At 48.0% G+C, this 25749-nt stretch carries 18 protein-coding genes, 2 tRNA genes and 1 pseudogene; 9 read left to right on the top strand and 12 right to left on the bottom strand.

What is annotated here, in order from left to right:
• Nucleotides 1-1098 precede the first annotated feature (1098 nt).
• From EII14_RS03590 to EII14_RS03570, 5 genes are all read left to right on the top strand, one after another.
• On the top strand, nt 1099-2943 hold the full coding sequence (locus EII14_RS03590; RefSeq protein ID WP_158608310.1) for an HAD-IC family P-type ATPase: 1845 nt from the start codon (nt 1099-1101) through the stop codon (nt 2941-2943).
• 148 nt (nt 2944-3091) lie between these two features.
• Entirely contained in the window at nt 3092-3724 is a 633-nt protein-coding gene (gene pyrE, locus EII14_RS03585; RefSeq protein WP_124931198.1) for an orotate phosphoribosyltransferase, read from the top strand.
• A 53-nt stretch (nt 3725-3777) separates the two neighbouring features.
• Nucleotides 3778-4266 (top strand): hypothetical protein, encoded by a 489-nt coding sequence (locus EII14_RS03580; protein WP_124931197.1) that lies wholly within the window; start codon nt 3778-3780, stop codon nt 4264-4266.
• A gap of 31 nt (nt 4267-4297) precedes the next feature.
• Nucleotides 4298-4852, top strand: a complete 555-nt coding sequence (locus EII14_RS03575; RefSeq protein ID WP_124931196.1) for a hypothetical protein — start codon at nt 4298-4300, stop codon at nt 4850-4852.
• Nucleotides 4853-4903: 51 nt separating this feature from the next.
• Nucleotides 4904-4988, top strand: a tRNA-Leu gene (locus tag EII14_RS03570).
• Between the two features lie 275 nt (nt 4989-5263).
• Here the strand turns inward: EII14_RS03570 and EII14_RS03565 are convergent.
• From EII14_RS03565 to EII14_RS09280, 11 genes are all read right to left on the bottom strand, one after another.
• A complete protein-coding gene (locus tag EII14_RS03565; RefSeq protein WP_124931195.1) occupies nt 5264-6343 on the bottom strand; it encodes a leucine-rich repeat domain-containing protein in 1080 nt (359 codons plus the stop codon).
• A gap of 43 nt (nt 6344-6386) precedes the next feature.
• A complete protein-coding gene (locus EII14_RS03560) occupies nt 6387-7316 on the bottom strand; it encodes a hypothetical protein (protein ID WP_124931194.1) in 930 nt (309 codons plus the stop codon).
• A 13-nt stretch (nt 7317-7329) separates the two neighbouring features.
• Nucleotides 7330-7920 carry a hypothetical protein gene (locus EII14_RS03555; protein WP_124931193.1) on the bottom strand — a complete coding sequence of 197 codons (591 nt, stop codon included), beginning with the start codon at nt 7918-7920 and terminating at the stop codon, nt 7330-7332.
• Between the two features lie 12 nt (nt 7921-7932).
• Nucleotides 7933-9114 (bottom strand): DUF4856 domain-containing protein, encoded by a 1182-nt coding sequence (locus EII14_RS03550; RefSeq protein WP_158608309.1) that lies wholly within the window; start codon nt 9112-9114, stop codon nt 7933-7935.
• An 11-nt stretch (nt 9115-9125) separates the two neighbouring features.
• Nucleotides 9126-9770, bottom strand: coding sequence for a hypothetical protein (locus EII14_RS03545; RefSeq protein ID WP_124931191.1), 645 nt, complete (start codon nt 9768-9770; stop codon nt 9126-9128).
• 28 nt (nt 9771-9798) lie between these two features.
• Nucleotides 9799-10803, bottom strand: coding sequence for a DUF4302 domain-containing protein (locus EII14_RS03540; protein WP_124931190.1), 1005 nt, complete (start codon nt 10801-10803; stop codon nt 9799-9801).
• A gap of 2 nt (nt 10804-10805) precedes the next feature.
• A complete protein-coding gene (locus tag EII14_RS03535) occupies nt 10806-11774 on the bottom strand; it encodes a putative zinc-binding metallopeptidase (protein ID WP_124931189.1) in 969 nt (322 codons plus the stop codon).
• Between the two features lie 126 nt (nt 11775-11900).
• Nucleotides 11901-13430, bottom strand: a complete 1530-nt coding sequence (locus tag EII14_RS03530; protein WP_124931188.1) for a RagB/SusD family nutrient uptake outer membrane protein — start codon at nt 13428-13430, stop codon at nt 11901-11903.
• Nucleotides 13431-13440: 10 nt separating this feature from the next.
• Nucleotides 13441-16809: a SusC/RagA family TonB-linked outer membrane protein gene (locus EII14_RS03525; protein ID WP_124931187.1), complete on the bottom strand. Its 3369-nt coding sequence runs from the start codon at nt 16807-16809 to the stop codon at nt 13441-13443.
• 35 nt (nt 16810-16844) lie between these two features.
• The gene (locus EII14_RS03520; RefSeq protein ID WP_124931238.1) at nt 16845-19073 is read right to left on the bottom strand and encodes a TonB-dependent receptor domain-containing protein; all 2229 of its coding nucleotides are present in this window, start codon (nt 19071-19073) and stop codon (nt 16845-16847) included.
• A 296-nt stretch (nt 19074-19369) separates the two neighbouring features.
• Nucleotides 19370-19519: a hypothetical protein gene (locus tag EII14_RS09280; protein ID WP_158608308.1), complete on the bottom strand. Its 150-nt coding sequence runs from the start codon at nt 19517-19519 to the stop codon at nt 19370-19372.
• Between the two features lie 817 nt (nt 19520-20336).
• On the opposite strand from EII14_RS09280, the pseudogene EII14_RS09440 reads away from it, so the two are divergent.
• Both EII14_RS09440 and EII14_RS03510 read left to right on the top strand, forming a co-directional pair.
• A pseudogene (locus EII14_RS09440) lies at nt 20337-20725 on the top strand (IS30 family transposase); the annotation flags it as partial.
• A gap of 130 nt (nt 20726-20855) precedes the next feature.
• A tRNA-Ser gene (locus EII14_RS03510) sits at nt 20856-20940 on the top strand.
• 59 nt (nt 20941-20999) lie between these two features.
• Here EII14_RS03510 and EII14_RS03505 read toward each other — a convergent pair.
• Nucleotides 21000-22049, bottom strand: a complete 1050-nt coding sequence (locus EII14_RS03505; RefSeq protein WP_124931186.1) for a hypothetical protein — start codon at nt 22047-22049, stop codon at nt 21000-21002.
• A 102-nt stretch (nt 22050-22151) separates the two neighbouring features.
• On the opposite strand from EII14_RS03505, the gene EII14_RS03500 reads away from it, so the two are divergent.
• Complete coding sequence (locus tag EII14_RS03500) at nt 22152-22946, top strand: GLPGLI family protein (protein ID WP_124931185.1); 795 nt, start codon at nt 22152-22154, stop codon at nt 22944-22946.
• 535 nt (nt 22947-23481) lie between these two features.
• A complete protein-coding gene (locus EII14_RS03495) occupies nt 23482-25590 on the top strand; it encodes a hypothetical protein (protein ID WP_233569357.1) in 2109 nt (702 codons plus the stop codon).
• Nucleotides 25591-25749 lie beyond the last annotated feature (159 nt).

Here is a 25749-nt window from a genome sequence, read left to right as displayed (position 1 = left end):
CGGAGAGGATATTTGTGATGTCGATTTTATGATTATCGGTTTATGGGTAATGTCGGCATGTATGGGGGCAGCGGATAATGCAAGCCCAATGAGATAAAGTCATAAAAAAGAGAAGGTCTTTTGCTGTTTCTGCAATTGTTCGTTTTTCAAAGGTTCTAAAAATCAAACACCTAACACTCTTTCTTATGGCCAAAATTACCCCATTGTTTTCAGATTACCAAACCAAAAAAGAATTTCTTCTCAAAAAGACTGCATGAAAGAGAAAATAAGGCTGATCTCCATGTTCGGCTCTATCCTCAAACGGTGGTTTGGTGCTCTTCCAAGTGGCAGAAAGGCATTTTTCTACCCTTTTTTTTTGTTTTTGCCGTTTTGCCTTCGCAAAACCGGCTATTCAATTGATTTTCTGTGTATTCCTTGCGAAGGCAAGTGAAGGCAAAGCAAAATCAAAAATCACAGAACACTGAAAATCAGAATTTAACGGTGAAGGCAAAACTCCCTGTTCCTTTCACCTGCCTCCGCCGCAACGGCGGCTTGAAATGCCATTTTCGAGGTGGTGAAAGCAAAAAATCGGCATAAACCGAAGACTGTCAAGGGGTTGCAATTTCCATTTTTGTTTTGCCTTCATTTGCCTTCGCTCATAAACAGATGAAATTCAAAACTTTACAAGAAAATGCGAAGGCAGTGAAAGCAAAATTTAATAATAAGGTAACGCGCGCGTGCGCGAGAGTGGCTTCTTTTTCTGAAAAAACGGCGGCGCGTCGAGGCGTCACTACATGGGAGGGCGGTGCTACGAAGTGCCGAGTAGATTTGTCTACCTCTGACCTAATTCCGCTCCGAACCAACGCAGGGAGATGATTCGTCATGCCATTTGAGGAGAGCTTCGCAAAAGCTCCGGACAAAAAAGTGGAAGAGACGGAGGCTCTTTTGACCAAGGCAACGGTTGGTTACTCGAAACCACTTCTTTTTTTATGCGCCTCAAAATACTTGGGGCAACATTGGGGCATACGGAAGGTGTCTTGGATTTCGGTCATTTTAGTATTCTTGTCCGCATCCTGTGCAGCGTTTTCACGTCAAGTTGCTCATTCTTCGTTTTTTTCTGTGAGCCAACCCATTGTTTCCGAAAGTCAACGCAGTGGCTGCTCCGATGGGGAGGAGGTGCTCTTTGCAACCAACTTGCAACTTTTTATCCGTATTTTTGCAGCAAACCTTATCATCTCCGCCATTATGTGTCAGTGTCATCATCATCATCACCATAAGACTTCGGATGGGCATGCTCCGAAAAACGCCTCTGCCTCGAAAGAATGCAGCGCGTGTCATGTTGCAGCCGCATCCCACGACCATCACGATCACCACGGACATTCCCATGCCGTCGGCGGCTGGTTGAGCTTCGGGGCGAGCGCATTGCTGCTCGCCGCAGCATGGGTTGCCACCTGTTTTTCCGTTTTTCCATTGGGAACGGCCGCGCTTTATGTGGCGGCCTATGTCGTGGCCGCCCACGAGGTGTTGGCCGAAACGTGGCGCAGCCTGCGAAAAGGCTCGTGGTTCAATGAGTTTATGCTGATGACGATTGCCACGCTCGGAGCTTTCGCTATTGGCGAATATCCCGAAGCCGTGGCTGTGATGTTGTTCTATCTGTTGGGCGAAAACTTTCAAACCATGGCCGTGGGTAAGGCGCGGAGAAGCATCACGGCACTCGTGGCTCTGCGCCCCGACCGCTGCACGCTGATTGAGGCCGATGGCAGTAGCCGAGAGGTGGAGCCGCACGAAGTGAGCCGCGGCCGAATGTTGGCCGTGGAGCGTGGCGGTCGAGTTCCTCTCGATGGTCTGTTGCTAACGGAGGAGGCGCGTTTCGACACATCGGCACTGACGGGCGAGTCGGCGGCGCGGGTGCTCCGTCGCGGCGACGAGGTTTCGGCCGGCATGATCGCCCTCGACCGTTCCGTTCGCTTGGAAGTGGTGCGCCCTTATGGAGAAGATGCCCTTTCGCGCATACTCCGCCTTGTGGAAGAGGCAACATCCCGAAAAGCTCCGGCCGAACAATTCATCACTCGCTTCTCGCGCATCTATACCCCCTTGGTGGTGGCGGCGGCCGTATTGCTCGCAGGTGTTCCGGCGTTGCTGCAATTGAGCGGCGTCGTTCCCTCGCTCGACGTCAAAACGTGGTTCTATCGCAGTTTGGTGTTTTTGGTCGTGAGCTGTCCTTGTGCCCTTGTGCTGAGCATTCCGTTGAGCTATTTCCGCGGTATCGGTCTGGCCTCCCGTCGCGGCATACTCTTCAAGGGGAGCAACTATCTTGATGCCGTGCGGCGGATTGACACCGTGGTGTTCGACAAAACGGGAACACTCACCGAGGGCGTGGTTTGCGTGGCCGACGGTGAAGATTCCGGCACGCCGGGGGCATTCTCGGTTGAGGGCGATCGTGTCAAACCCTCTGCGGCTGCGGCCGTGGCGGCTTTGCGCGCCAAGGGCATACATACCGTCATGCTGTCGGGCGACTATGCTTCGGCCGTCGATGCGCTGGCCGAAGATCTGCATCTTGACGAGTGGCACTCGCAGCTCCTGCCGACCGACAAACTTGCATGGATGGAGCGGCTGACGGCCTCCGGCCGACAGGTGGCTTTCGTGGGCGACGGCGTTAATGACGCACCCGTGCTGGCGCGTTCGCACGTGGGTTTTGCCATGGGCATGAAGGGCACCGATGCCGCCGTAGAAACGGCCGACGTGGTGCTCTCCACAGACGACCCCGCAGCCGTGGCCGAGGCTATCGAAATGGGCCACTCCACGCATCGCCTCGTCATGGAAAACATCGTGCTTGCCCTCGGCATCAAAATCGGTGTTTTGCTATTGGGCGCACTCGGACTGGCCGGCATGTGGGCGGCAGTGTTTGCCGACACGGGAGTGGTGTTGCTCTGCGTGGTCAACGTGTTGCGGCCGAGAAAATAGACCTTGTTTTGCAAAAAGAACCTCGACGTTGCGAGCGAGGCATGTGGGGAGATGAGGAAGTGACAGGCGGACGAAAAAAACGGCAAACTTCCCCAACTCCCTTGTTTTTTTGTATCTTTGCACCGTAACCCACAAATCACAACGCCTCATGTCTACCATCGCCACCCAATTTGCCGAGCAACTCCTCAGTGTGCAGTGCATCAAACTTCAACCCGAACAGCCCTTCACATGGGCAAGCGGATGGCTCAGTCCTTTCTATTGCGACAACCGCAAGACACTGGCCTACCCTCATGTGCGCACCTTTGTGAAAACACATTTGGCCGACATCATTCGCAACCGCTACCCCGACGCCACGGCCATTGCCGGCGTGGCCACCGGCGCCATTGCCCAAGGGGCACTCGTGGCCGATGTGCTCGATCTCCCCATGTGCTACGTGCGCTCCAAGGCCAAAGACCACGGCATGGGTAATCTCATTGAGGGCACCCTGCCCGAAGGCGCCAAAGTAGTGGTGGTCGAAGACCTCATCTCGACGGGCGGTTCGAGCCTGAAAGCCGTCGAAGCACTGCGTGCCGCCGGATTTGAAATCCTCGGTATGGTAGCCGCTTTCACCTATGGCTTCCCCGTGGCCGAAGAAGCTTTCCGCGACGTCGGCGTCGAACTGACAACACTTACCGACTACGACGCCATGGTCGAAACTGCACTTCGCATCGGCTACATCGAGCAACGACATCTCCCTCTCTTGGCCGAATGGCGTTCCTGCCCGTCTCAATGGGGTAAATAAAGTTCATCTTTTTCTTCATCTCCTCTTGTTTTATATAAATACAACTCCCGTTCATGACCAAATACGAATCTCAAATCTACACCGTCAATACTCCTCAGGAGTTGGCATTCGCCCGTCTCTCCAACCTCAGGCATTTCGAAACCATCAAAACTGCCTTTTCCGATCCGGCCATGATCGAACGCATAGTCGCCGGAGTGCCATCCGACCAAATGTCGCCCGAAAAACTGCAAACCCTGCGCGAACAAATCGAGAAAATGGAATTTACCGACGACACACTTACGCTCGATTCCACAATGGGACGCATAGCTTTGGTCATCATTGAGCGCGACGCTCCGAAACTTGTCAAGTTTGAAACACAAGGAGCACCCGTTTCCGCCAACTTGTGGGTGCAACTCCTCCCCAAAGGAGCCGACCAATCGGCTCTTAAAGTCACCGTGGGTGCCGAACTCAATTTCTTCATCCGAAAAATGGTGGAAAAGCATCTCAAACAAGCTCCCGACGGCATCGCCACCTTTTTGAGCCAACTCCTTGCCGCCGGTTGAAGTCCACCGTTCCCGTTTCATTTTCTGCCCCATGCGAATACAGCTTTTCGCACTATTGTTGCTCGTCTTTGCCGCCTGCTCCGACGAAGCGGAACGACGCTATGCTCCTCATCAGGCATTTTTTCGTTTTTCTCCCGTCACGGCCGTTCAGCCCCTCCATGCCGCCTTGGGGAATCCGGGACTTTGGTGCACCGTGGACTACGATGCCCATCATTACCTCTTCTCCAATGCTTCGGGTAACATTGTGCCCTATCCGCGCACTGCACTCGATGCCTACGGCCGCCCTCATTCGATCGCAGGCTTCATTGTCGGCACCCCCCGGCTGCCCGATGTGAGCGGAAACTTCGAACCTTTGGCCTATGATCGTGCTTGCCCCTCTTGCTACGAAAGTGCTTACATTGAGCGGCCACTTCATCTCGCTCCCGATCGTCCGGATGAAGCACACTGCCTCAGATGCCGGCGCACCTATGACCTTGCCATAGGATCACCCACCAATGCCCCGAACGACGGACAACACAACGCACGCCTCTATCGCTATCGCCTTGTCAGTAATATCGCCGGCGATGTCTTTATCATTCAAAACTAAACGTTTTGTTTGGTCGATCGCGTTTTTCTACTTAAATTTGCACCGCTTTCCGCTCGAATGGTGGAATGGTAGACACGAGGGACTTAAAATCCCTTGGCCATTTTCGGCTGTGCGGGTTCGAGTCCCGCTTCGAGCACCTCCTCTTTGCACCCCACGTGTGAAGAGGATTTTTTATTTCTTTCGTCGGGAAAAAGGATCAGCGTAAGATCCATGTGGAGAGTCAATATTCTATTACCTTGCATGGTCGTGTCCTGCAAGAGGGTTTCAACCTTATTTGTGATAAGACAAAACTGTTTCGGACATTATCAACAAAGCCGGTAAGTTCCAAGGCGCTTGGGCCGGACGGGTGACGCCGCGAATTGCAGAGCTTGGGAACTTACCGGCTTCGCCGGAAATGAGAGGTGCGAAAAATCAGTTCACCGTCAATTTGGTGCTTTTCGTACCGAGTTTAACGATGTATGTGCCGCCGGGGAGGGCAAGTGTGTGTTGGCCGGCCGGGTGAATGGTTTGAAGACGGAGCTGTCCCGTCAAGTCATAAACGCGAATGGGAGTAGCCTGAGAAAGAGAGAAGGAGATGCCCTTTTCGGTGCGGAGGATGTGAAGCTCTTCTGTGGTGACTGTTGCAACACCGGTTATTTCCGATTCGCGGATCTCCTTGAATTTTTTGTTCCAAGGATATACTTTTTCAAACTCGGCTTTGCAGCCTTTGGGCACGAACAAGATCATGCTGTTCACGGGAGTTCCTTCAAAGATTTCTCCATAAATGCCTAAATATTTCAACTGATTGGGATTACTGAAAAGGCATGTGATACGTTGTAAATTGTCGCATCCCTTGAATACGTGTCGGTCTATTTGAGTTAGCGTTTCGGGCAGTGTGATTTCTTCTAAGGAGGAGCAGTTGCCAAATACCCCATATTCTATTGTTGTCACAGCATTGGGAACTTCTACTTTATGCAAATTGGAACAGCCGTGGAACAGTGAACTGTTCAGATTGGTGATGCTGTTGGGAATGCTGATTTCAGACAGTTGAAGGCATTTGGAGAAAGCATAGCTACCGAGGGTTTTCAACTGTTGAGGAAGTTGCAGTGTGCTGATACCGGTATGGGAAAAAGCGGAGGTTCCGATGCTCGTGATGCTTTGGGGCAAGAGGATTTCGGTTATTTCTTTGCAGTATTCGAAAGTTTTATCGTCAATTGCTGTCACGGGGTAAGTCTTGCCTTTGTAGATCACGGTGGCAGGAATCGTGATTTTTCCTTTGGGAGCAGTTTCGGCATCGTATCCGGGTACGTCTTCTTCTTCCTCTTCATATCGGGGGGAGACGGCTACGCTGGTTTGTGATTCGTCAATGAAGCGATAGTAGAGATTACCCTCTTTGAAGTCGGCGATTTCGTTCTTTTCTTCGATTTCGTCTTCCTCATCGAATACAGCCCAAGAGTTTTGGGAAAAAATAGGCAGGAGTGCCAAAAGGAAAAAAGTAGTTTTTTTGATCATAATGTTGTGGATTGAAAATTGAATGATAGACAGACCATAGGTGTTATGGCTTTATTGAAGTTTTGTCATAGGGTAAATAGAACTTGTGGCGGCGACTGCGCAGCATGACACCCGAATCTGTGACTTTTTCCACATAGACTCTATATACTCCGGGAGAAATCTCCACGTTAGGGCCTGCTTGTTTTGTCAGTACAAGATCTATATAGGTGCCTTCACGAGGATCTGCGATGGGATCTATTTTGAGCACGGTGCCCGTGTAGGTGAAAGCAAAACCTCCGTTGGGATTGGCCACACTCGAAATCCAAGTACCCACCGAAGGGCGGTGTACAACCATGAGATTGGTGATGCTGAGACTTTGCCCGAAAGAACGATATCCGGTGCCGTAAATGCCCCATTCCCGTGGCTCGTCTTCGGCTTTTACAAGTACTTTTATCTTTTTCTCATCTCCACTTTGTGCTCGGGCGGTGATTTCGGCTTCGCCTTCATAGTGTGCGTTGATTTCGAGCAAATGGGTGTTTCCGTTCCATTTCACGTCGAGAATGTCGTCAGGGTCGTTTTCGATGATCTTGACGAAAGGGTCGCCACCGAATAAGGACACAAATTTACTTTGATCTTTGGGATAGAGACGTATGGAGTCTGTACTAAAAGAGAGTTCGGGATAGGTGACTTTGACGGCAATTCGTGCTTGTTGGTCATGAGAGAGAACGGTGGCGAAAGTTTCCCCCTCCAATAGAGCTTTTATAGTGAGAGTGTCCTGCCGGAGCTTGATGTCGGCAATTCTGGAGTCGGCTATGTTGGCGTGGTACTTGCCGTTGCCGCCTTCGAGGATGATTTGTCGGGTAGACAGGCGATGAAGCGTGATCTCGCGCACGTCTTCTGTTCCCACTTTGAGGGGAGAAAGCCAGTCGGTTTCGATCGGATTGCAAGCCACCAACGTGAACAGACATAGGAAAGAAATCAGAGGTTTTATCATGAGGGAGATGCTTTTATCTTTCTAACGAAATCAAATAAACGATGTGCCATCGACGGCCTTCGCCTTCGTCGATGTTTATCTCCAACTTATCTTTGTAGGCCGAAGAAGAAAGGTGCAAATGATTGTCTATGGGGGTAATGGGGTGGCCGTTGAATTTATAGGTGATACAGGCTTTTTCATTGGCCAAATCATTAAAATACAGCGGTAGACGTTTGGGCGTGATGCCGTCGATGCGGATAGTTCTCAGATAAGGGATGCGATCGGGAGCATCTATGGCTTTCTGAATGTTCTGCGTAGTGGCTTGCAAAACGGCGAATGTGGAAAAATCTTCTCCCTTTATAGTGCGCACTTTGATGGTATATTGGCGGTTGTGTACCAAACTGTCCAACGTGTATTGAGGAGTGGAAGTGCGTATCGGGGAACGATCGTCTACGACTACCTCCCATGCGTTGGCCTCATCGGCATTCCAAGTCAAGAAAATTTCGTGTTGAAAAGTCTTGGCTGCCAGTCCTGTGGGTGGAAGGATTTCGGAGCGTGCGGAAGACACGGATACCCCGAAGAGTGTACAAACCCAAAATAGAATATATAAATAGTTGCGCTTCATGAGATTTGAATTTTATCGTTTGATGTCTTGCAGCGTGATGTTGAAAGGTTTCCCCACGCGCGTCGCGATATTGCGCAAAGAACCTGCATGCTCGGCCGTTTCGAGTAATCGTTCGGTCTCCCACAGTCCTTTGTCTTGCAATAGATCGGTCACAAGTTTGTCGGCTTCTTCGTAGGTGAAGTAGGGGCTGCCGTCAGGGCGCAGCGTGAATGGCAGACAGCGGATGAGTCCGATGGCTTGAGATAAAAAATCGAAAGCATATTCCGGATTTTCTTTGATATTGGCCAAGGTGTTCACGCCCATCAGTAAATTCATGGCACGAATGGGAATGACTTTGGACAATTCTTCTCTGATGACGGCGATTTGCGTCATAGCCTCGTCGTAACGATAGTATTGCAGCATGGTTCGCGCCTCCACAAATGCGATGAATATTTTGTGATCGCTATTTTTCAGAATGGGTAGCCCTTCGGCTCTGGACAGAGGTTGCCAAAATTGATAATAGCCATAGGCCAAATCCAGATGATGTTCCAACGCCGTGTAGTTTCGCCCGCGGACGAGGTTCACGTTCTGATGATGTCTGATTAAATCGGCGTTTGTGAAATGACGTTCGTCAAGGTGCTCGTTGAGTATTTTGTCGAGATAGATTGCTCCCATGATGTAGTATTTGAAGACCTCTGCCGGAGCCTTCCCCGTTTCGTCGATGAAGAATTTGTTGTCATCGCCGATGTCATGGCCGACAAATCCGGAAACTCCCATTTTTGCCTTTCGGTTGCGATGTTTGTAGGGATCATCCAGAGGATAGCCCGATATTGTTGCAGACGATTGGAGGAGATTTTGCAGATCTTGAAGAACGGTGGCACGTTGCGAAATGTGGCGTGGCGAACGAGCAACTTCTTCTACCGGCTTTAATCCAAACTCTCCTTCGTTGTAACGTAAGAAAGCGTCTTTGTAGTCTTCCGTCAAAGAGATGCGGGCTTCTTTCATGAAACCACTGTATAAATAGTCTAATATTTGTTTTAAGAATGTGCATTCCAAAGCATCGACACTGCTATAACCATTGCGTGAAAACTTATATGCAGGTTTCGGAAGAAGAGCTTCTTCATAGGCCGATTCCACTGTTTCTTCCTGCTGTTGGCAGGCCGATAGCAATACCAAAGAGAAAGGCAGTAGGAAATACAAATATCGTTTTTGCATGGAGAGAGGCATTAGGGGAGGATGACATATTTGCAGTAGGGTTGAGACAGCATGGCTTGTCCTTCCTGAGTTTGATATTGTTCGGTTTGAAGAACCAAAGGAGGAGTCAGTCCATCGTCGTCGGCAACTGCCGTGATCTTGGCGCGAATGCCTGAATTTCGTGGACCTGCTCCATTTACGCACAAAAATAATTGGAAACCGGATTTCGCCTTGAAGCGTATGGTGTATTCCTTGTTACTTTCCATTTCGGGGTGCGCCATCTCGACATCTGCAGTTTCGTCGAATTCGTCGTGGGGCATGAATTTCGTTTTTGGGTCGGAGTAGATGCTTGTCAGTGTTTTGTCCTCATTCACGAAACGCACGAAATATCGGGATTTCTCCATGTCGGAATAATCCTCCTTTAAGCGGTATTTCAAGGTGATGGTATAAGTGTTTTTGTCTTGGATGGTGTCATTGCCTTCATATTTGAAAGATTTCCTATTGACATTGACATCACCTTGTTTCACGATGGCCTCACCGGGCATAGGCGTGTGTTTCTCTATCTCTTTTTTTAAGGGGAAAAGACGATCGTAGTCTTCCTCTGCTTCGTCTTTCTCCACTTCATTACAGGAAAAACAAAGAAAAAGGCTTATCAATAGGTATAGTGGTTTGATCATTGTGAGGCATTTTTTTTGTTAATATCGTTTATTGGTCACCCTCGGTAATTTCGGCAATGACGCCGGTAATCCGACCATGAGGATACAGATGACGACTTACCCATTTTTCGACTCTTTCGATCGGGTCGTAGATTTGAACCAATTCACAAACAAACTTGTTTTCTTGCCTGATAAAATCATGGAAGATATAGTTTTTATTGTATCTGAAACCCGTCATGAATGTAAGTCCCTTTTCCGTTCCCACATATCCGGAGCCCAAACCATTCATTTCCAAAGGATATCTTTCGATGATGGGGTTGGGGGTTTTGTTGAAGAGAAAGAGGTAGTATCTGTTGCTTTGTGAGATTTTTCCTCTGACGTGTTTGATTTTGTAGTTGCTTCGAAAAAATATCTTGTCTCCTTGTCGAATGGTGAGAATGGGGTTTTTCATTTCCTCGAACATCGTCCGATTTCGATAGGCGTTCGATAAAATCGTGTCACGCTCCTCTTGCGAAGCTATTTTGCGGAGCACGATATACTCTCGTGCCACTTCGAGATAGGAAGATGTCCTAAACCAAAGGCGTCCTTCGGGATCGGTGCGCACGTATAAGAAGTCGGACACGCCATTCCACTGTTCGTTGATCAGACGATGAATGTAGTTGAAAGTCGTGAAGCTGATTTGTGTCGAGCTGTTCTGGTTTACTTCAAATTCCCCGGTTTTTTTTTCGACCATTGTTTGCAGGCTTTCATCGCTTTGCATTTCTATCAACCCTTCGGGTTTGAACGACATCAAAAAATTGTGTCCTCCGTAACCATAATCTTGATCGCGATGTTCAAATTCGCCGATGTGCACATTGGGGTTGGTGAAAAGCAAAGAATCTGTTTTCGGAAAATAGGTCATGAGCCACCCATGAGGAGCGGTGGTCAATTGTTGGTGTAGGGATTTCACGTTTTCTGTTGCACGTTCCGTCGGAGTTTGTTCGAAAATGTTCTCTTCTTGGCAAGAAGCGATCAAGAGAGAAAAAGCGAATAAAATGGAGAGGAATTTGGGCATGATTACTGGTTCTGTACTAAATAATTTCTCATTTTCTTCATACTGATGAATTGTAGTCGACGCAAAGGAATTTTCACCTCTTTCTCAAAATATTTATTGACGAAGTCTTGTTTGGTCACAAATTCTCGATGAGCCGCTTCAGCCTCTTTGTTGTATTGATTTTGCACGATGGGATCGGTGTCAAAATCCGGAGTTTTTGCTCGTTCCTCGGCTTGTCTGATTTCTTTGGGCGTGTGGAGGAGCGTACTGCTGATGATTTCCGCGACATCATCTTCGGGCGAAAGAAAAGAGTGGAGTGTGTAGAAACCGCGCATGTTCGCATATTCACTCAAACCATAAAAGCTGTCCTTAAATTCTCCGATTAGCGGTACCATGAATTTCGTAGAATAAGTGTAGCGATGGCGGCTGATGAATAAAAAAGCGTCACGGTCGAAGGGGAAAAGTTCCAGCAGACGTTTGGCATATTGATGGTGTACACTGCGCATGAGCAAAAATACTTTTTTCGAGTCTTTGGGGTCAAAATCATTGACATTATAAACGTGCAGTTCAATGGGCGTCGATTGAGTATTGCTCAAAAGATCTACCCCATTGATATCGGTATTGCGTCCTCCATAAAGATGTATGGTAATAGGTGTTCTTCCTTGCAGAAAACGCCCACCTTTGAATTCCGGATTGGCATATAATTCTATCCAAAGGGTTTTGATCGTTTCCAACACGGGACGTACTTTTTCGATCGACGGAGGAAAAGCATAGCTTCCCTGTGGGGCGGTATTCTTATTCCAGCGATAGTTTACATCAATACCATAAGGAGTCGTATAATTGGCTTGAATCCATTTAGATAATTCCGTTTCCTGTTGGGGAAACGTTCCTTCGTCTATCACGCTATGAGGCGACAACTCTTCTTCGCCGTTGCATCCCATGGTGAACATCAGGCAAAAAAGAGAAAGAAGGAAGCGGCTTATTTTTTTCATGATCATCTTGCGGCTGGTTGATAATGAAAGAGCGTGGTATTTCGTGTACGTCTTTTTTTGAGGTAAAGTAGTGGTCGGTTTTATTGGCAAGGTGCAGAGATCGTCTGCTTGCAATCGAATTAAAACTTAATTGCCATAAAATTGTTGATTCACGTCATATCTCGGATTGGGTTCCAGACCGGCCTTTATGGCTTGTATGGGAATCTGTAAAAGTTTTCGAGGGTCCTCTTTCTCCAAAGGACGATAGTAAGGACTTTTGGAACTGCGTTTTACAGAGAGGTAAAAACGTCGAATATCAAACCAACGCAACCCTTCGTGTAAAAACTCTTTCTGGCGAAAATCGGTAATAATTTTAACCAAAGCCAGTTGTTTAAGTGTCATGCCGTAGAAAGGAGTGTAGACCGTGTAGTTTTTACTGCTTGTCCATTGATACGCACTGCGATCACAAGGCAAATCCATGCTGAATTTGGCAAGCATGTAGTCTTGCAGATCTTGTACGGCTTTGTCATATTGGCTCAGCATGGCATACGCCTCCATACGGTTCAGCATCACTTCGTCAGTGGTGAAGAGAATGTTTGTGACAAACAAATCGCGCGGCTTCGTACCCATATCTCCGGAGAGTGAAAACTCATCGAATTTAGCCATGTAGACCGCATCCTTAATGTCGTGTTGTGCATAGAGGAAAGGGAAAGACGTGCGCATTTTCAGCTTCTTCACTTCTGAACAGCCATCGATCCCTTTGTTGTCGAAAATTTGATTGATCGTGCCCAAAGTCGTGCCATATCTTTCCATAGGCATTTGTCGCGCCATTCTCGATTCCGTCGTTGTCAGCAGCAGGTTGGCAGGTTCTGTGTCGCTTGCATATATTCGAGCCAAGTTGATGAGGTGATTTCCGTCTGTCAGTTTTTGCCAATTTCTGAGCACTTTTTGAGGTTCGTTTCCCAAAACATAGTCGGCATATTCCACCACGGTTGCCCATTCGCCTTTCATCAGGTAAAAACGTGTGGCAAAGGCATGTGCGGCTTTTTTGTTGAAATGAAATTTACTGTTCTTGTAGTATTTGTCATCAACGAGAGAGAGGCCGAATCTCAAATCTCTTTCGATCTTGTCGTACACTTCTTTGACCGTTCCTCGTGAATAATGGACTATGGCATGTTTTTCGGGTTTGGTCAAATAGGGTATGCCCGGTGCCGAAAGCGATTTTTCGGGAGCATAAGGCTCAGCCCAAATGTTGACCAGCATAAAGTGCAGATATGCTCTCAACAGAAAAGCCTCTCCATAAAGTGCTTTTATTCGTTCCGTCTTGGGGTATGGAGCCAGCAGTTCGAGTGCTTTGTTCACTTGGGCGATGCCGGCGTAGCAGTTATTCCAATAGTTGAGCGGTGTGTCTAAGTCCTCTTGGTCGTAGTCTTCCCAAAAATACATCGCTTCGTTCAGTTTTGTGTGTTTTCCTTTCGCTCTTTCGCCGACGTTGTCCGTTCTTGTTTCCAAGAATGCTGCGTAATTTGCAGTTGGGTAGGCCGCCGTGAGCAAATCGGCTATTTGCGCCTCGCTGTCAATGTTTACTTTGAGCGAGGAGTCGGGGTTGGTTTCCAAAAAGGATTGGCACGAAACCAATAAAGCGGCAATGACTCCCGTAAATATGATCTTCTTCATGTTGTCTTACTTAGAATTGGAGGCTGAGTGTCATGGTGTATTGCTGGGGAATGGGTAGAGAAACTCCGCCCGACTTGTAAAACTCAGGATCTTGTCCTTGCAATTTGCTGTCGGCATAGATCAAAAACGGATTGGTTATATTAAACTTGATATTTGCACCGCTCAAATTCAGAGTTTTGAGTTGTTCCGAAGCAAAGGTGTAGCCCACGGAGATGTTTTTCATACGTACAAAGCTGCCGTCGGCCACTCTCATTTGGGAGTAGTTGTACGTGTTGTAAGCCCGCTCTATGTTTTCTTCTCCGTATAGGCGTATCAAGTCCTGTGAGGGAAGTACCGGCACATGGGTGCGCAATTCGTCACCGGGATTGAGCCAGCGGTCGTAGTAGTCTTTGGAGAAAACGTTCAGGTCGCCGAAGCGAGGATCGAACGTGGGGTTGAGGCGTATTTTGTTGCCTGCCTGCATCGTCACGAAGAAGGAAAAGTCGAATTGCTTATATTTGAACGTGTTCGATACGCCGCCGATGATTTTAGGTTCGATCGAACCGTGAAAAATCAAGTAGGATTTGGAGTATTGTGCATCGAGAAAATCTGCTCCCGAAATCCGGGATTTAGGATCATCGTTCAGAGGATATAAGCCGAAATCAAACGTCGGCAACCCTTGGTTGTTCAATCCTTGAAAATTGAACGAAAACAATGAACCGCGAGGATAGCCCACGATGTTGCCACGCCCCGTTCCGCTCACCATGTCGAAACTGTTGGGGCTGTTCAGCAGACGGGTGATTTTCTGCTCCATCATGCTGAGCGTGACACTTGTGTTCCAACGGAATGTCTCGGTTTTCACGTTTTGCATTTGTAAAGACCATTCTATTCCTCGGGTGCGCATATCGCCGAAATTGGCATATTTATAATATTGTCCGCCCACGCCGGAGGTGCGTACCAAGTCGATGAGGTCAAAAGAGTTACGTTGATATACATCGAGGGTACTGCTGATGCGGTTGTCGAGCAGTGTCAAATCTATTCCGAAATTCAATTCATACATCTTCTCCCATGTTAGATCGCGATTTTCGAGATGTAGGATTTTTAGGGCATTTTCCCGATCTTCCGGTTTAAAGCGGTTAATGATGATGTTTTTGAATACTGCGTTGGAGTTGATGGCGTGTTCGTTCATTTTGGCAGTCAATCCGTAGCTCATGCGCAAGGACAGACGAGAGAAATAGAGGTTGTCTTTCATGAATTCCTCTTGATCCATATTCCATTTTGCACCTACGTTCCAAGTCGGGAGCCATCTTGAACGTGCACTTTTTCCGGCCGTATTTGACCCCTCGTAGTTCACCACGGTATTGAAAATATATTTCCCTGCATAACCGTAAGTGGCATTTCCGGAGAAGGTTACTCCGCGTTCGGTGCGGTTGTTCAGACTGAAATACTGATTGCCCTCACTGACGAGTTTCTCAAAAATCAACGGATTGGTATGCACTTGATTTCCGCGATCGTATTGAATACCATATCCGCTGAAAGAATCGAATGTGCGGTCAATCTGTCGCAATTCGGTAAATCCGAAAGCGCGAAAGTTGTGTATTCCGACGCGTTTGTCGTAATCGACGGCCAAGCGTCCCATGTAACTTTTGAGTGAGGTTGTCGTTTTGTTGAAAATACCTCCGTGGGTGAGGGCTACTTTCGGTTGCAGCAGGTTGTCTTCTCTATTTTTAAGGAGATAGATGTTTTGTTCGGCCACATAGGGTGTTTCGGCGGCGCGAAAGGCTTGAATGAGGTTCGAGCCTTCGTGCACGGCATGTCTTGTGCCGGTGAAAGCCTGCCGTATGGCAATCATACCTTTGATTTCGAGTTCCTTGTTCACCCAATACGACAAGTCGCCCTGCACCTTGAAGTCGATCACATCTGTTTTGATGTAGTTATTGTCATACTCGTTCAAGATGTTGAACGGTGCCCAGTTGTTGCGATAATACTCTCTGTTGCCCTTTCCGTCATACGGTCGCAAGGTGCGGCTCGTGCCCAAGGCGTAGACAAAGGGATTGATGTCGAAATCGCGCTCGAAAGAGCCGATCACGAGATTTTTTCGCTGCGGCAGTGTACCCGGTGCGTTTTGTGTGCGAAAGTTGCCTTGTGCCGCGAAAGTGGTGCGCCATTTGCTGTTCCAGAAATAAGTGTTTTTTACGTTGGCCGTGATGCGCCGCACCTTGTCGGCAAGGGTCCAGCCCAAATCTTCGTAGACACCGACCGAGGCATAGGTCGAGGAGTTGCTCCCGCCGCCCGAAAAGGTGACGGAGTGGCTGTGGGTGGGGCGGTGACCGAACAGGTGTTTGAACCAGTCGGTGTTGGCATATTCTCGTTCGCGTAGAAATGCGTTTTTGGCCGCTTCTGTGTTGGGCAACAGATATTTTCCGGTGGCGGGATCGAGCGTGCTAATATCTCTGTACATTTGGTGATACACACCGCTTCGGCGGCCGTAGAGGGTGTTTTTCAGAGAGAAATACCCTTTGTTGTACATTTCGCGATAAACGGACATCGTTTCTTGCGAATTGAGCAGGTCGAAGTTAGTGTAAGAGGGGATGGATCTCACGCTCAATTCCATGGTGTACGACACCTTGTTGGGCATGTTTCGTTTGCCCGAACGTGTAGATATGACGATCACGCCGTTGAGGGCGCGTGCGCCGTAGATGGAAGTGGCCGAGGCGTCTTTCAACACTTGAATGTCTTCGATGTCCGAAGGGTTCAAGCCCGCCACGGCCGAACTGATCAGCGTCACGGCGTCGCCCGAAGACAGTTGGTCGATGGTCAGCGGCACCAAGTCTTCGCAGACCGCACCGTCGATGACCCACAGCGGCTGAACGTTGCCCATGATCGAAGCACCGCCACGGATGTTGATGCGCGGAGCGGCACCGAAACTTCCGGTGATGTTTTGTATCGAAAGGCCGGCCACGCGTCCTTCGAGCATGCGCGATAAGTCGGCCACGCCTTCGAGTTTGATTTCATCCATCTTGACGGAGTGAGCCGCTCCCGTGAACACGCGGCTTTTGATCTTCTGATAGCCCGTCACCACAGCCTCTTCGATTTGCGTATTGTCTTTCAACACGAAATTCATCACCTTATCTTTGATTTTGACGCGTTGCGGCTTCTTCCCGACGTAGCTCACCTGCAAGGTTTCTCCCTTTCGGGCTTGTATCTTGTATTTGCCGGTGGCGTCGGTGGCGACCGTTTTTTTCGTTTCCAACACCCTCACATAAGCCGAAAGCAAAGGTTCGCCCGACTCTTCGCTCACAATGCCCGTGATTTCGATCGGAGATTGCGACCAAGCGATCTGCACCACAAAGAGGAGCAATGCCGTGAGCGTCGTTTTTGTCAATGATGATATGGTCATGGGTCTGTATATCCGGTTAATCTGTTCGTTTACAATCAAAACTGCACATGGACAGCCCCATAGATGCCGAAGGGGTGTCCGGCACGCATGCCCGAGGGGTGACGCGAGGCGAGATACTTCTTGTTGGTGAGGTTGATGGCATTCAGCGCAACGGACACTTTCTTGTTGATGTCCATTTTCACCGAAGCGTCCCAAATCACGGTCGAAGGAATTTTCTCTCTCTCCGCCATGCGCTCTTGTCCGGGAATGGTGCGCATGTCGCCGTTGTAGCGCATGCCGACATTGGCCTCAAACCTTTTGTAGCTCAGACCGATTTGTGCGTTGAGCGCGTGTTTGTAGATGTAGGGTATCTCGTCGCCTTTTCGCACCACGCCCCACGCGTTGCTCTCGAAGGAGTTGCGCATCTGCGTGTCCGTGTAAGTGTAAGAGAGTTGCAGCGGAAGCTGCACCTGCCAATGGCGGGGCAGCGGCCGGTATTGCATCAGAAACTCCGCGCCTTGCACCAAGGCCTCTCCGACGTTGAACTGTTCCAAAGTGCCCAAACCTCCCGCCGCGGCCAGGTCGCTGCCGAGCATGTTGTCATATCGGTTGTGGAAGCCGATCAGCTCCATGGTCAGGCCGCCCTTGCGGAGCCTTGTGCCCAACTCCATGTTTACGCTGCTTTCCGCCTTTTGATAGAGTTCGGCACTCGGCGGTGCAAATCCTTTGTGAATGCCGAAAAACACCGAAGCCGAGGGCGCAATCTGATAGTTCACCCCTATCCCCGGAATGAGGGCGCGTGCGTGGTTGGGCGTTTCGATGCGTCTTTTCCCCGTCCGTGTGGGGTCTTGCTTGCCGTAGTCTTTTTTCAAGAGTTCCACGTCTTCATAGCGCACCCCCGACGTGAACGTCCAGTTCCGATAGCGCAGCTTGGCCAGCAGATAGCTCGCAAAGGCCGTGGCCGATGTGATGCGGTTGGACTGCGAACCGTGAACGCCGGCGTGAAACAAGTGCATCTGCCGGTCGATCATACTGTAAGCATCTTCCCATTGAAAGCGATCTTCTTCGTCGGCGTGGTAGCGCAGGCCGAGTTCGAAATCCCAAAAGAAACCATCGCCCCACAAACGGTATTCCGCCTTGCTCTGAATGCCGCGCGAACGATAAGAGCGGCGGTTGGCGCGCAAAATCAAGGCTTCGCCCGCATAGTCGGTCTTGCCCGTCACGATGTCATAGTAGGCGCGGTTGGTTTCGGGATCGTTCAACACTTGGCCGATACTTCTCTTTTCGGCTTTGGTGTGTCCGGCTTTCACGTCGTTGAGCTTATACCAATTTCGATAAAAGTAATTGTGGTAGGCGTTCGTCGTCACTTTGAAGTAAGGGTTGAACGTCAGCAGATAGGTGCTCGCAAATTGGTGATGAAAAGTGCGTATGTGGTCCATTTGCGAACCGGCATAACGCAAATAAGGCGTTTGGGCAAAATCCTTTTCCGTCAGCCCCAAATAAGATTCGTCGGAATTTTCGTGGGCAAAGCCGTATTTCAGTTCCAAGGAGTGATTGACGCCCTCCGCCTTGTCGGTCTTGACCAAAAACTTGGTGATCACGTCGTGGCGCAAGAAGCCGTCGCCCTTTCGGTCGTCATACTTCTTGAAACCGTCCGACTGATAGCGCAAAAACTCCACCAGATAGCCATAGTTGCGCTTCATGTCGCCCACCATAGCGTGGGTTTTCAGCGTGTTGTAGCTGCCGAAAGACACTTTGGCATTGCCGGTGAATTTTCGAGGCACGGGAGTAGACACAAGGTTGATTGCACCTCCCGTCGTAAACGGGCCGTATTGCACTTGGCTGCTGCCTTTCAGCACCTCTATGGCATACATGCGTGCGGCGTTGGGAAAATAGTAAGCCGCCGGAGCCGCATAGGGTGCCGGAGCCGCCAAAATGCCGTCTTCCATCAGCGTGATGCGCTCGCTGCGTTCGGCTTTGGTGCCGCGCAAACTGATGTTGGGGCGCAAGCCGAAACCGTCTTCTTCGTAGAGGTTCACGCCGGGAACGGCTTTCAGCATGCGGTTGATGTCGGAATAACCGTATTTCTTGATTTCTTCGGGCGAAACGTAGTAGGCCGACCCCGTGCGGTTTCGGGCTTTGAACTTACTGCCCAAAATGTAGCGGGAAGACACGACGGCCTCTTGCAAATTGAGCGTGCTGTCGAGCTCTCCTTCCGGTTTTTGGGCATGAGCATGGGCATATCCCAGCAACACGAGGAGCGAAAAAAAGTGGAATTTGTGCATGAAATCCTTGGGTTTGCTGTGGCTGTTTCCTGAGCCGAATAAGTCTTTTTCATCGGCATCTCCAATTTCCTCCTTTCGCCTTTGCACGCTCTCGTCTGTCCTTCCGTTGAAAAACGAAGGGGCGCGCCCGACAAAACGACCCGTGTCGTCTTTGTGCGGGAAAAGAGGTAAAGACAAAAATTTAACCTTGGAAGCCTGCGAGTTCCAAGGTGCAAAGGCGTCGAAGGAGGGGTGCTCCGATGAGGTGCGTATAGTTTTTGCGGTGCAAAAGTACGATAAAAAGGAAAAACGGGCAATCACCACTTTTGGTGATTTTTGGAGCGCGGCATGCTCTCTCCTCCCTCTCGCCTTGCTTGGAGAGGGAGGAGGAGCGGAGCGTGAAACTTTCGAGCGGGAGGAAGCAGGGATTTCTCTGCGTCGGTGGGGCGGAATATGTCGAAAGTCATGTTGAGCCCTTCAAATCGGTTTGAACGAACGCTCGAAAGGGCGTTTTTACCCCTGTTTTTTTGTTTTTCCGTTTTTTCCTCCGCTAAAACGCACGAACAACTGTAAATCAAATGGTTATGTGCGAAGGCAAGTGAAGGCAAACCCCTTAAAGGATTTTTCAAGAGATTGATAATCAGCGGGGATACGGTGAAGGCAAAAGGGGGCTTTGCCTTCACTTGCTTCCGCTGTTGTGCCGCGAAAATACCCTTTCGAGATGTTTGTGAAGGCAAAAATCGCTCTCAAAATATTGACAAACAGCAACTTGTGCCGGATCGATGCGTTTTGCCTTCACTTGCCTTCGCAAATATAATATTGTCTTTCAGCCGGTTATCTCGTTTTGCAAAGGCAGCGGAGGCAAAATGTGATAACAGAGGGATGCGCGCGCGTACGCGTAAGCCGCCGGTCATTTCGCCTTTCGCTGTTGCCGTTTGGCGGGGTTGGGCGATGGGGCGCACGGCCTAAGGCGTAGAAATTCGTAACTCCATTGTAGAAAAATCTAACTCCTTTGTAGGACTTCCGCAAAAGGAATGACGGAAGCGTGCGAGAGATCGGGAGGGGAAGTGGGGAGTGAAAAAACGAATCCGGAACAAATGGGGCGTTTCGTGATTGAAGCTCCCAAAACATGATATTCGGCCTGAAAGTGAAAGATATATTGTTTTTTTGCTGATTTTAGAGAAGAATACAATGTTGTCCTAAACGATTTATAGGCACGATGAATGTGAGGTTGTCATCTACAATACCCCCTTCAAGTTTTTTTTGGCACGTTTATAAGGGGATGTTGCAGAGGTTTCCAATATGCTTTTTATGACTAAACTACGTCATGAGAAGTCTGAGCCACTGGCCAAAGAGGTATGCAGATTACTCTTGCCCTACAAGAAGCACATCAAGACCATAACGGCAGATAATGGGTCTGAATTTGCAGCGCATAAGCAGATAACGAAATACTTAGGAGCTGTCGTCTACTGTGCCGCCCCTACTCATCATGGCAGAAAGGAGCTATTGAGAATACAAACAAACTCATCAGGCAATATATACCCAAGTATGCAAACTTTGATGACTATACTGATAAAAGAATTGCTCAAATACAGAAGAAAATAAACAGAAGACCAAGACAAAAACTCAATTTTGAAACACCCAAAACTGAGTTCTACAAAAGAATATCATAATTTTGCACTTGCTGGTTGACTCTACGCGGGTTGACTCTACGTACGTACAAAGTAAAAAAATGAATTATAAATTTGTTTGTTTCAGAAAAAAGTTTTACTTTTGCAGTCAATTCAACTAACAATCGGTCTTGGAGAGATGGTAGAGTGGTCGATTACAGCAGTCTTGAAAACTGCCGTGCCGAGAGGCACCGGGGGTTCGAATCCCTCTCTCTCCGCAGACGAGGGTGTAAATCAGCGAGTTAAGCGATTTACACCCTTTTCTACACCCAAAAACTTACTTCTCAAAATGTAGAGTTGTATTTGAGGTAAAAATATGAACATCCTTGCACGCTCTAGATATAGCGACATAAAAATCCTTTGATGATTTCATCTTGTCAGCTTCAATTAAGACGACAGTGTCAAACTCCAAGCCCTTTGTTAGCAAGGTTGTCCCTATGCATTGGCCTTCTATTCTTCTTCCCACCTGTCTTATGCGATTCTTGTGCTTCTTCATCTCTTCTAGAACAGATGTAGCATTCTCATTTGCTAATTTGAGGCATGTAGATACTGATGAGAAGACATCGGGGCGCTTAGGTCTCCATCTCAAATCAGACTTTATCGTAGTGAATAACCTTAACAAAATGCTATAGGATGGAGATTTAATAACCGAACATACGGTATTCGATAGCGCTTCAGATTTAACTTTCTTTGTGCTATCACGCTTTTTCTTGACACCATCCTCAGAAATCCAATCAGAGATATCAGACTTCTTGAAAGACAAATCATCCAGTATATCTAAAAGTTTCTTATAAGGCTTTCGTGATCTAGGCAGCTTCTCTATAAAGTCGTCTAACGTTCTTGCGCACTTATAGTATGAAGAATCATCTATTGCCTCGATAAGGACAAAATCATTTCTAATATCAATTTGAGATTTCGCAGTACATCGATCAGAGATTGTTCCTCGAGGGATTCTCTTGTTATCTATATAGCTAGGAAATATAACGAGTATACTATCACTTCTTTGGCTTAGAGTTCTAAGAAAAGGACCTAACTTCTGTAAGAAAAACTCTTGTCGCTGTTGTGCCTGTGTGTTATGTATGAAACAACCAGCCTCCTTGTCTGTAACAAGACTGATACTTCTTTCATTAAGTAAAGATTCCCTCATCCCAAGAATGAGTTGACCAAGTTTGCCGTTTCCAAGCCTCTTCCATCTCCAAGGTGTTTGAAGAAAATCATAGCGGTTAAATGATAGTAGGTCTTTCTCAAAATCTACAATGGGTTGAGCAAAATCAAATATGCCTTGTAAAGGGTCTCCTAGTAGATGGGCGGGTAGCTCCTCAGACATTAACATGATGATTTTATGCCGGTCTAATGTGCAATCCTGATACTCATCTACATATATAAGTATGGTGCAACAATAAGTCTAACCTCAACAACAACCCTGATAATGTTTCGTAAAATTACATTCTGTTTAATATCTTGGAGTTTCTCTGTAATGTTCTATGGACAAGTCAAAGATAGTATCGCCTCTACTTTTTTAGTTGCCCATTATGATTATACTTGCCGGACTTCTGACAATAAGGGAGAAAATCATATAGTGAACTATGGGCTCACCCTGCAAGTAGCTCAAGATATGGCGTGCACCATGGGGCAGAAGCGCCACAATGGAGAAAATGACAAGAATGAGCAACTACTCTATGTTCCCACTACTTGGCAGAACCATCCTGAGGGAAAGATAACCTCAGTCGAGACCATCCCACCTTATCGCTATTTGACCACAGAAAAGATGGCCGAGATAAAATGGACGTTACTAATCGAACGCGATACCATTTGCGGACTACCTTGCCAAAAAGCAACCGGAACGTATGGTGGAAGAGCGTGGACGGCATGGTTTACCGAAAAACTGCCCACTCGTTTTGGTCCATGGCGATTGGGAGGCCTGCCTGGTCTGATTGTCCGTGCGGTGTCAGCCGATAGTATCCATCGTTTTGAATGTAGTAAGGTAGAACCCACAAAAGAGGCCATCACTTACACTGTGCCAGAAGGCATTGTAAAGTCTGCACGTGCCAAATTTGTGAAGTTACGCAATCGTATCTTTGGGAATCCGAACTACGTTTCTAATCCATCGTATTACATCAAGCCTGCAGAAATAGAAAGTATGGCAGTGATAAAGGGAATGGTGGTATTAGGAGGGACACCTATTGATATGAAACCTGCAAAATTTCAACCCTTAGATTTCTGATCATTAAATGACTCGTTTTTGGTTCATTTTACTTCTCTTAGTTGCCCCCCTCCGTGCTGTTAATGCTCAGACACAGATAATAAGCGTGAGTGGACAGGCTCGTTGCGGTACAGAAAAGGTCGTAGGGGCTCTTGTTACTATGCTTCAACCGACTGATTCCAGCATTGTGGCCTATGCGACAACTGACAAACAAGGTCTCTACACACTAAAGGCTACGATTCAACTCAGTGAAGTACTCCTTAGCATATCAGGATTTAATATCAAACGGAAAACGACTCGTATCAAAGCGCATTCGCAAACATTTGACTTCCATGTCGAGGAAGAGAACAAGACATTGCGTGAAGTCGTGATCAAGTCGCAAAAACTGTGGGGGAATCGCGATACGCTCAACTATTTTGTTTCGGCCTACACTCGTGGAAAAGACCGTTCCATAGGTGATGTGCTGCAGAAACTGCCTGGCATCACCATTGAGAACAATGGAGTGATTAAATATCAAGGCACCCCTATCAACCATTTCTACATTGAAAACCTTGATATGTTGCAGGGACGTTACAATCTCGCCACACAGGGTATCAAGGCCGAAGATGTCGCCACGGTGCAGGTATTAGAAAATCACGAACACATTCGTTCGCGACAGGATCAAACTCCCTCCGAGCGTGCAGCCATCAACCTAAAACTCAAAGATAAAGTCAAGGGGATATGGAGCAAATCGGCTAATTTAGGGGCTGGACACAATTTCGATGAATCATTGTGGGAGGCTATGCTCCAAGCCATGTACTTCGGTAAGAGCAAGCAGCACATGTTGCGTTATAGTGGTGACAACCTGGGACGTTCCCAAGAGATGGGTACTGACCATTATGGTTTCTCCTCAGAGGGAAACTCACGTATGGTTTCACTTGTGGAACACTCCTCACCGCCAATAGGCAATGGTCTGTTTGGCTATCGCCATAGCATCAATCTCAACAATTTAGCAAAACTCTCCGACAGCATTACGATAAACTATAATTTCAATTACAGCCACAACTTAGCGAGTGGGCACTCTTTCTCACAAATCACTTACCTCTTGCCGAATGGTGAGAAGCAGTTGCTCATGGAAGATATAGCCGATCGCACGCACACTCATTCGGCGAATGTACAACTCATCTATGAAAAGAACCTTCAGCATCGCTATCTCAAGAATGCGCTCTCGCTCTGGGGACGGTGGAATGAGGGGCGAGGAGATATTCGTTCGGCTCATCAGAACCAACTCTCTATGTTGAACGGAACCGGCGGAGAGTCCTCCATTTCACAAGCTTTGCACTATCGTTCGCTGGGAATGAGCAATCGCACCCATTGGGTGCACCGCACAGCAAAGGGAGGAGGTTTTGAGTGGACATCTACCAATCGAGTTTCAACGACTCCACAAACTCTTATCATTGGTGGCGAGAGGAGAGCTCATCAAGACATAGAGATCACATCCATTTCCACGATCAATGGTTTTAGTTTGTTGCGCAACCTTCGTACTCGCAAATGGACACTTTCCACCTCGGGAAATTTGAATACCAGCTATACTATACTCACTTCTGCACTCGCTCATCCCAATATACCTGTGGCTCCTCATGGAGATATGAATCACTTGCGTAGCAGTGTAGATTTGGGACCTGTGGCACAATACACCAGTGGTGCTTTCCAATCCAAGCTCAGTGTACCCATTGCTTTGACCTATACCGCCCTCAACAACGCTGTTGTTGAGGGCGAGGAAACGGATGCTCACCGCCTGCGCTTATACTTGCAACCTTCGTTTTCTTTACAATGGAAAGCCACTGATTACCTTACGTTCAACGCCAATGCTCACTATTCAGCTAGCGAGACTCCTTGGAGAATGCTTCTCACAGCCAACGTGATGCAAAACTATCGCAGCCTTTCGCGCTATCGTGCGACACTCGACAATAGTTACGGTGCAGGCACTCATTTCAAAGTGGCGTTCAAAGACATCTTCACGAGTATGTTTGCCCATTTGGAGGGCAGTTGGCAGCGTTCGTGGAGTGACATCGCCTACGGCACTACCCTTGATGCGCAGGCGCATACGATTGTCGAGGCGACATATATGCCCAATCATAGTAATCGTTACATATTGACGGCTTATGGGCGCAAGGACATTGATTGGCATACACTACAAATAGAACTCTCGGCTACCCGCTCATGGGGGAAGAGTGAAATGTTGCGCCAATCGGTACTCACCACTTATCGGACCACAGGCTATGCCCTACGAGGCACACTGTCATTCGATATAGTGAGTGGATATCGCTTGGATTATAGATCTACATGGCAGCGACAACGTTCGACGGCTCCTCAACATACATTCACCCACGACGAACTAAATCAGCGTGCAGAATTGAGCCTCCGCTTGTGGCCTTCGCGTCTATTCTTGAATCTCCACGCCAGCCATACACATAACAACAGTTTGACCTCAGAACGTAAAGATTATCTGTTCATTGGTAGTAGCCTGCAATTTAAACTATCAAAGAAGGTGGAGTTCAACCTCAACGGTGATAATCTCACGAATATCCGCAGTTACAGTTCTCGCTCCATTGGAGATATGGAGAACTTCTATTCAGAGTATTATCTTCGCCCATTATCCATTACCCTAACAGCACATATATAGAGACCTCTGCAAAACTATTTTCTTTTTTATTTTGTCAATTCTTTCTTTTTTTTGCATCTTCACCCTATAAAGATCTCCCCCTGCTCCCAACTTAGTTTTGCCGACCAAATCGTTTCCGATCGCAAAGTAAAAGATGTATTCTTTTCTCAAATCAATCAA

The sequence above is a fragment of the Alloprevotella sp. OH1205_COT-284 genome, assembly GCF_003859795.1.
Lineage (GTDB): Bacteria > Bacteroidota > Bacteroidia > Bacteroidales > Bacteroidaceae > Alloprevotella.
Note: the sequence above shows the minus strand (reverse complement) of the source record. Positions and strands in the feature narration are given on the sequence as shown.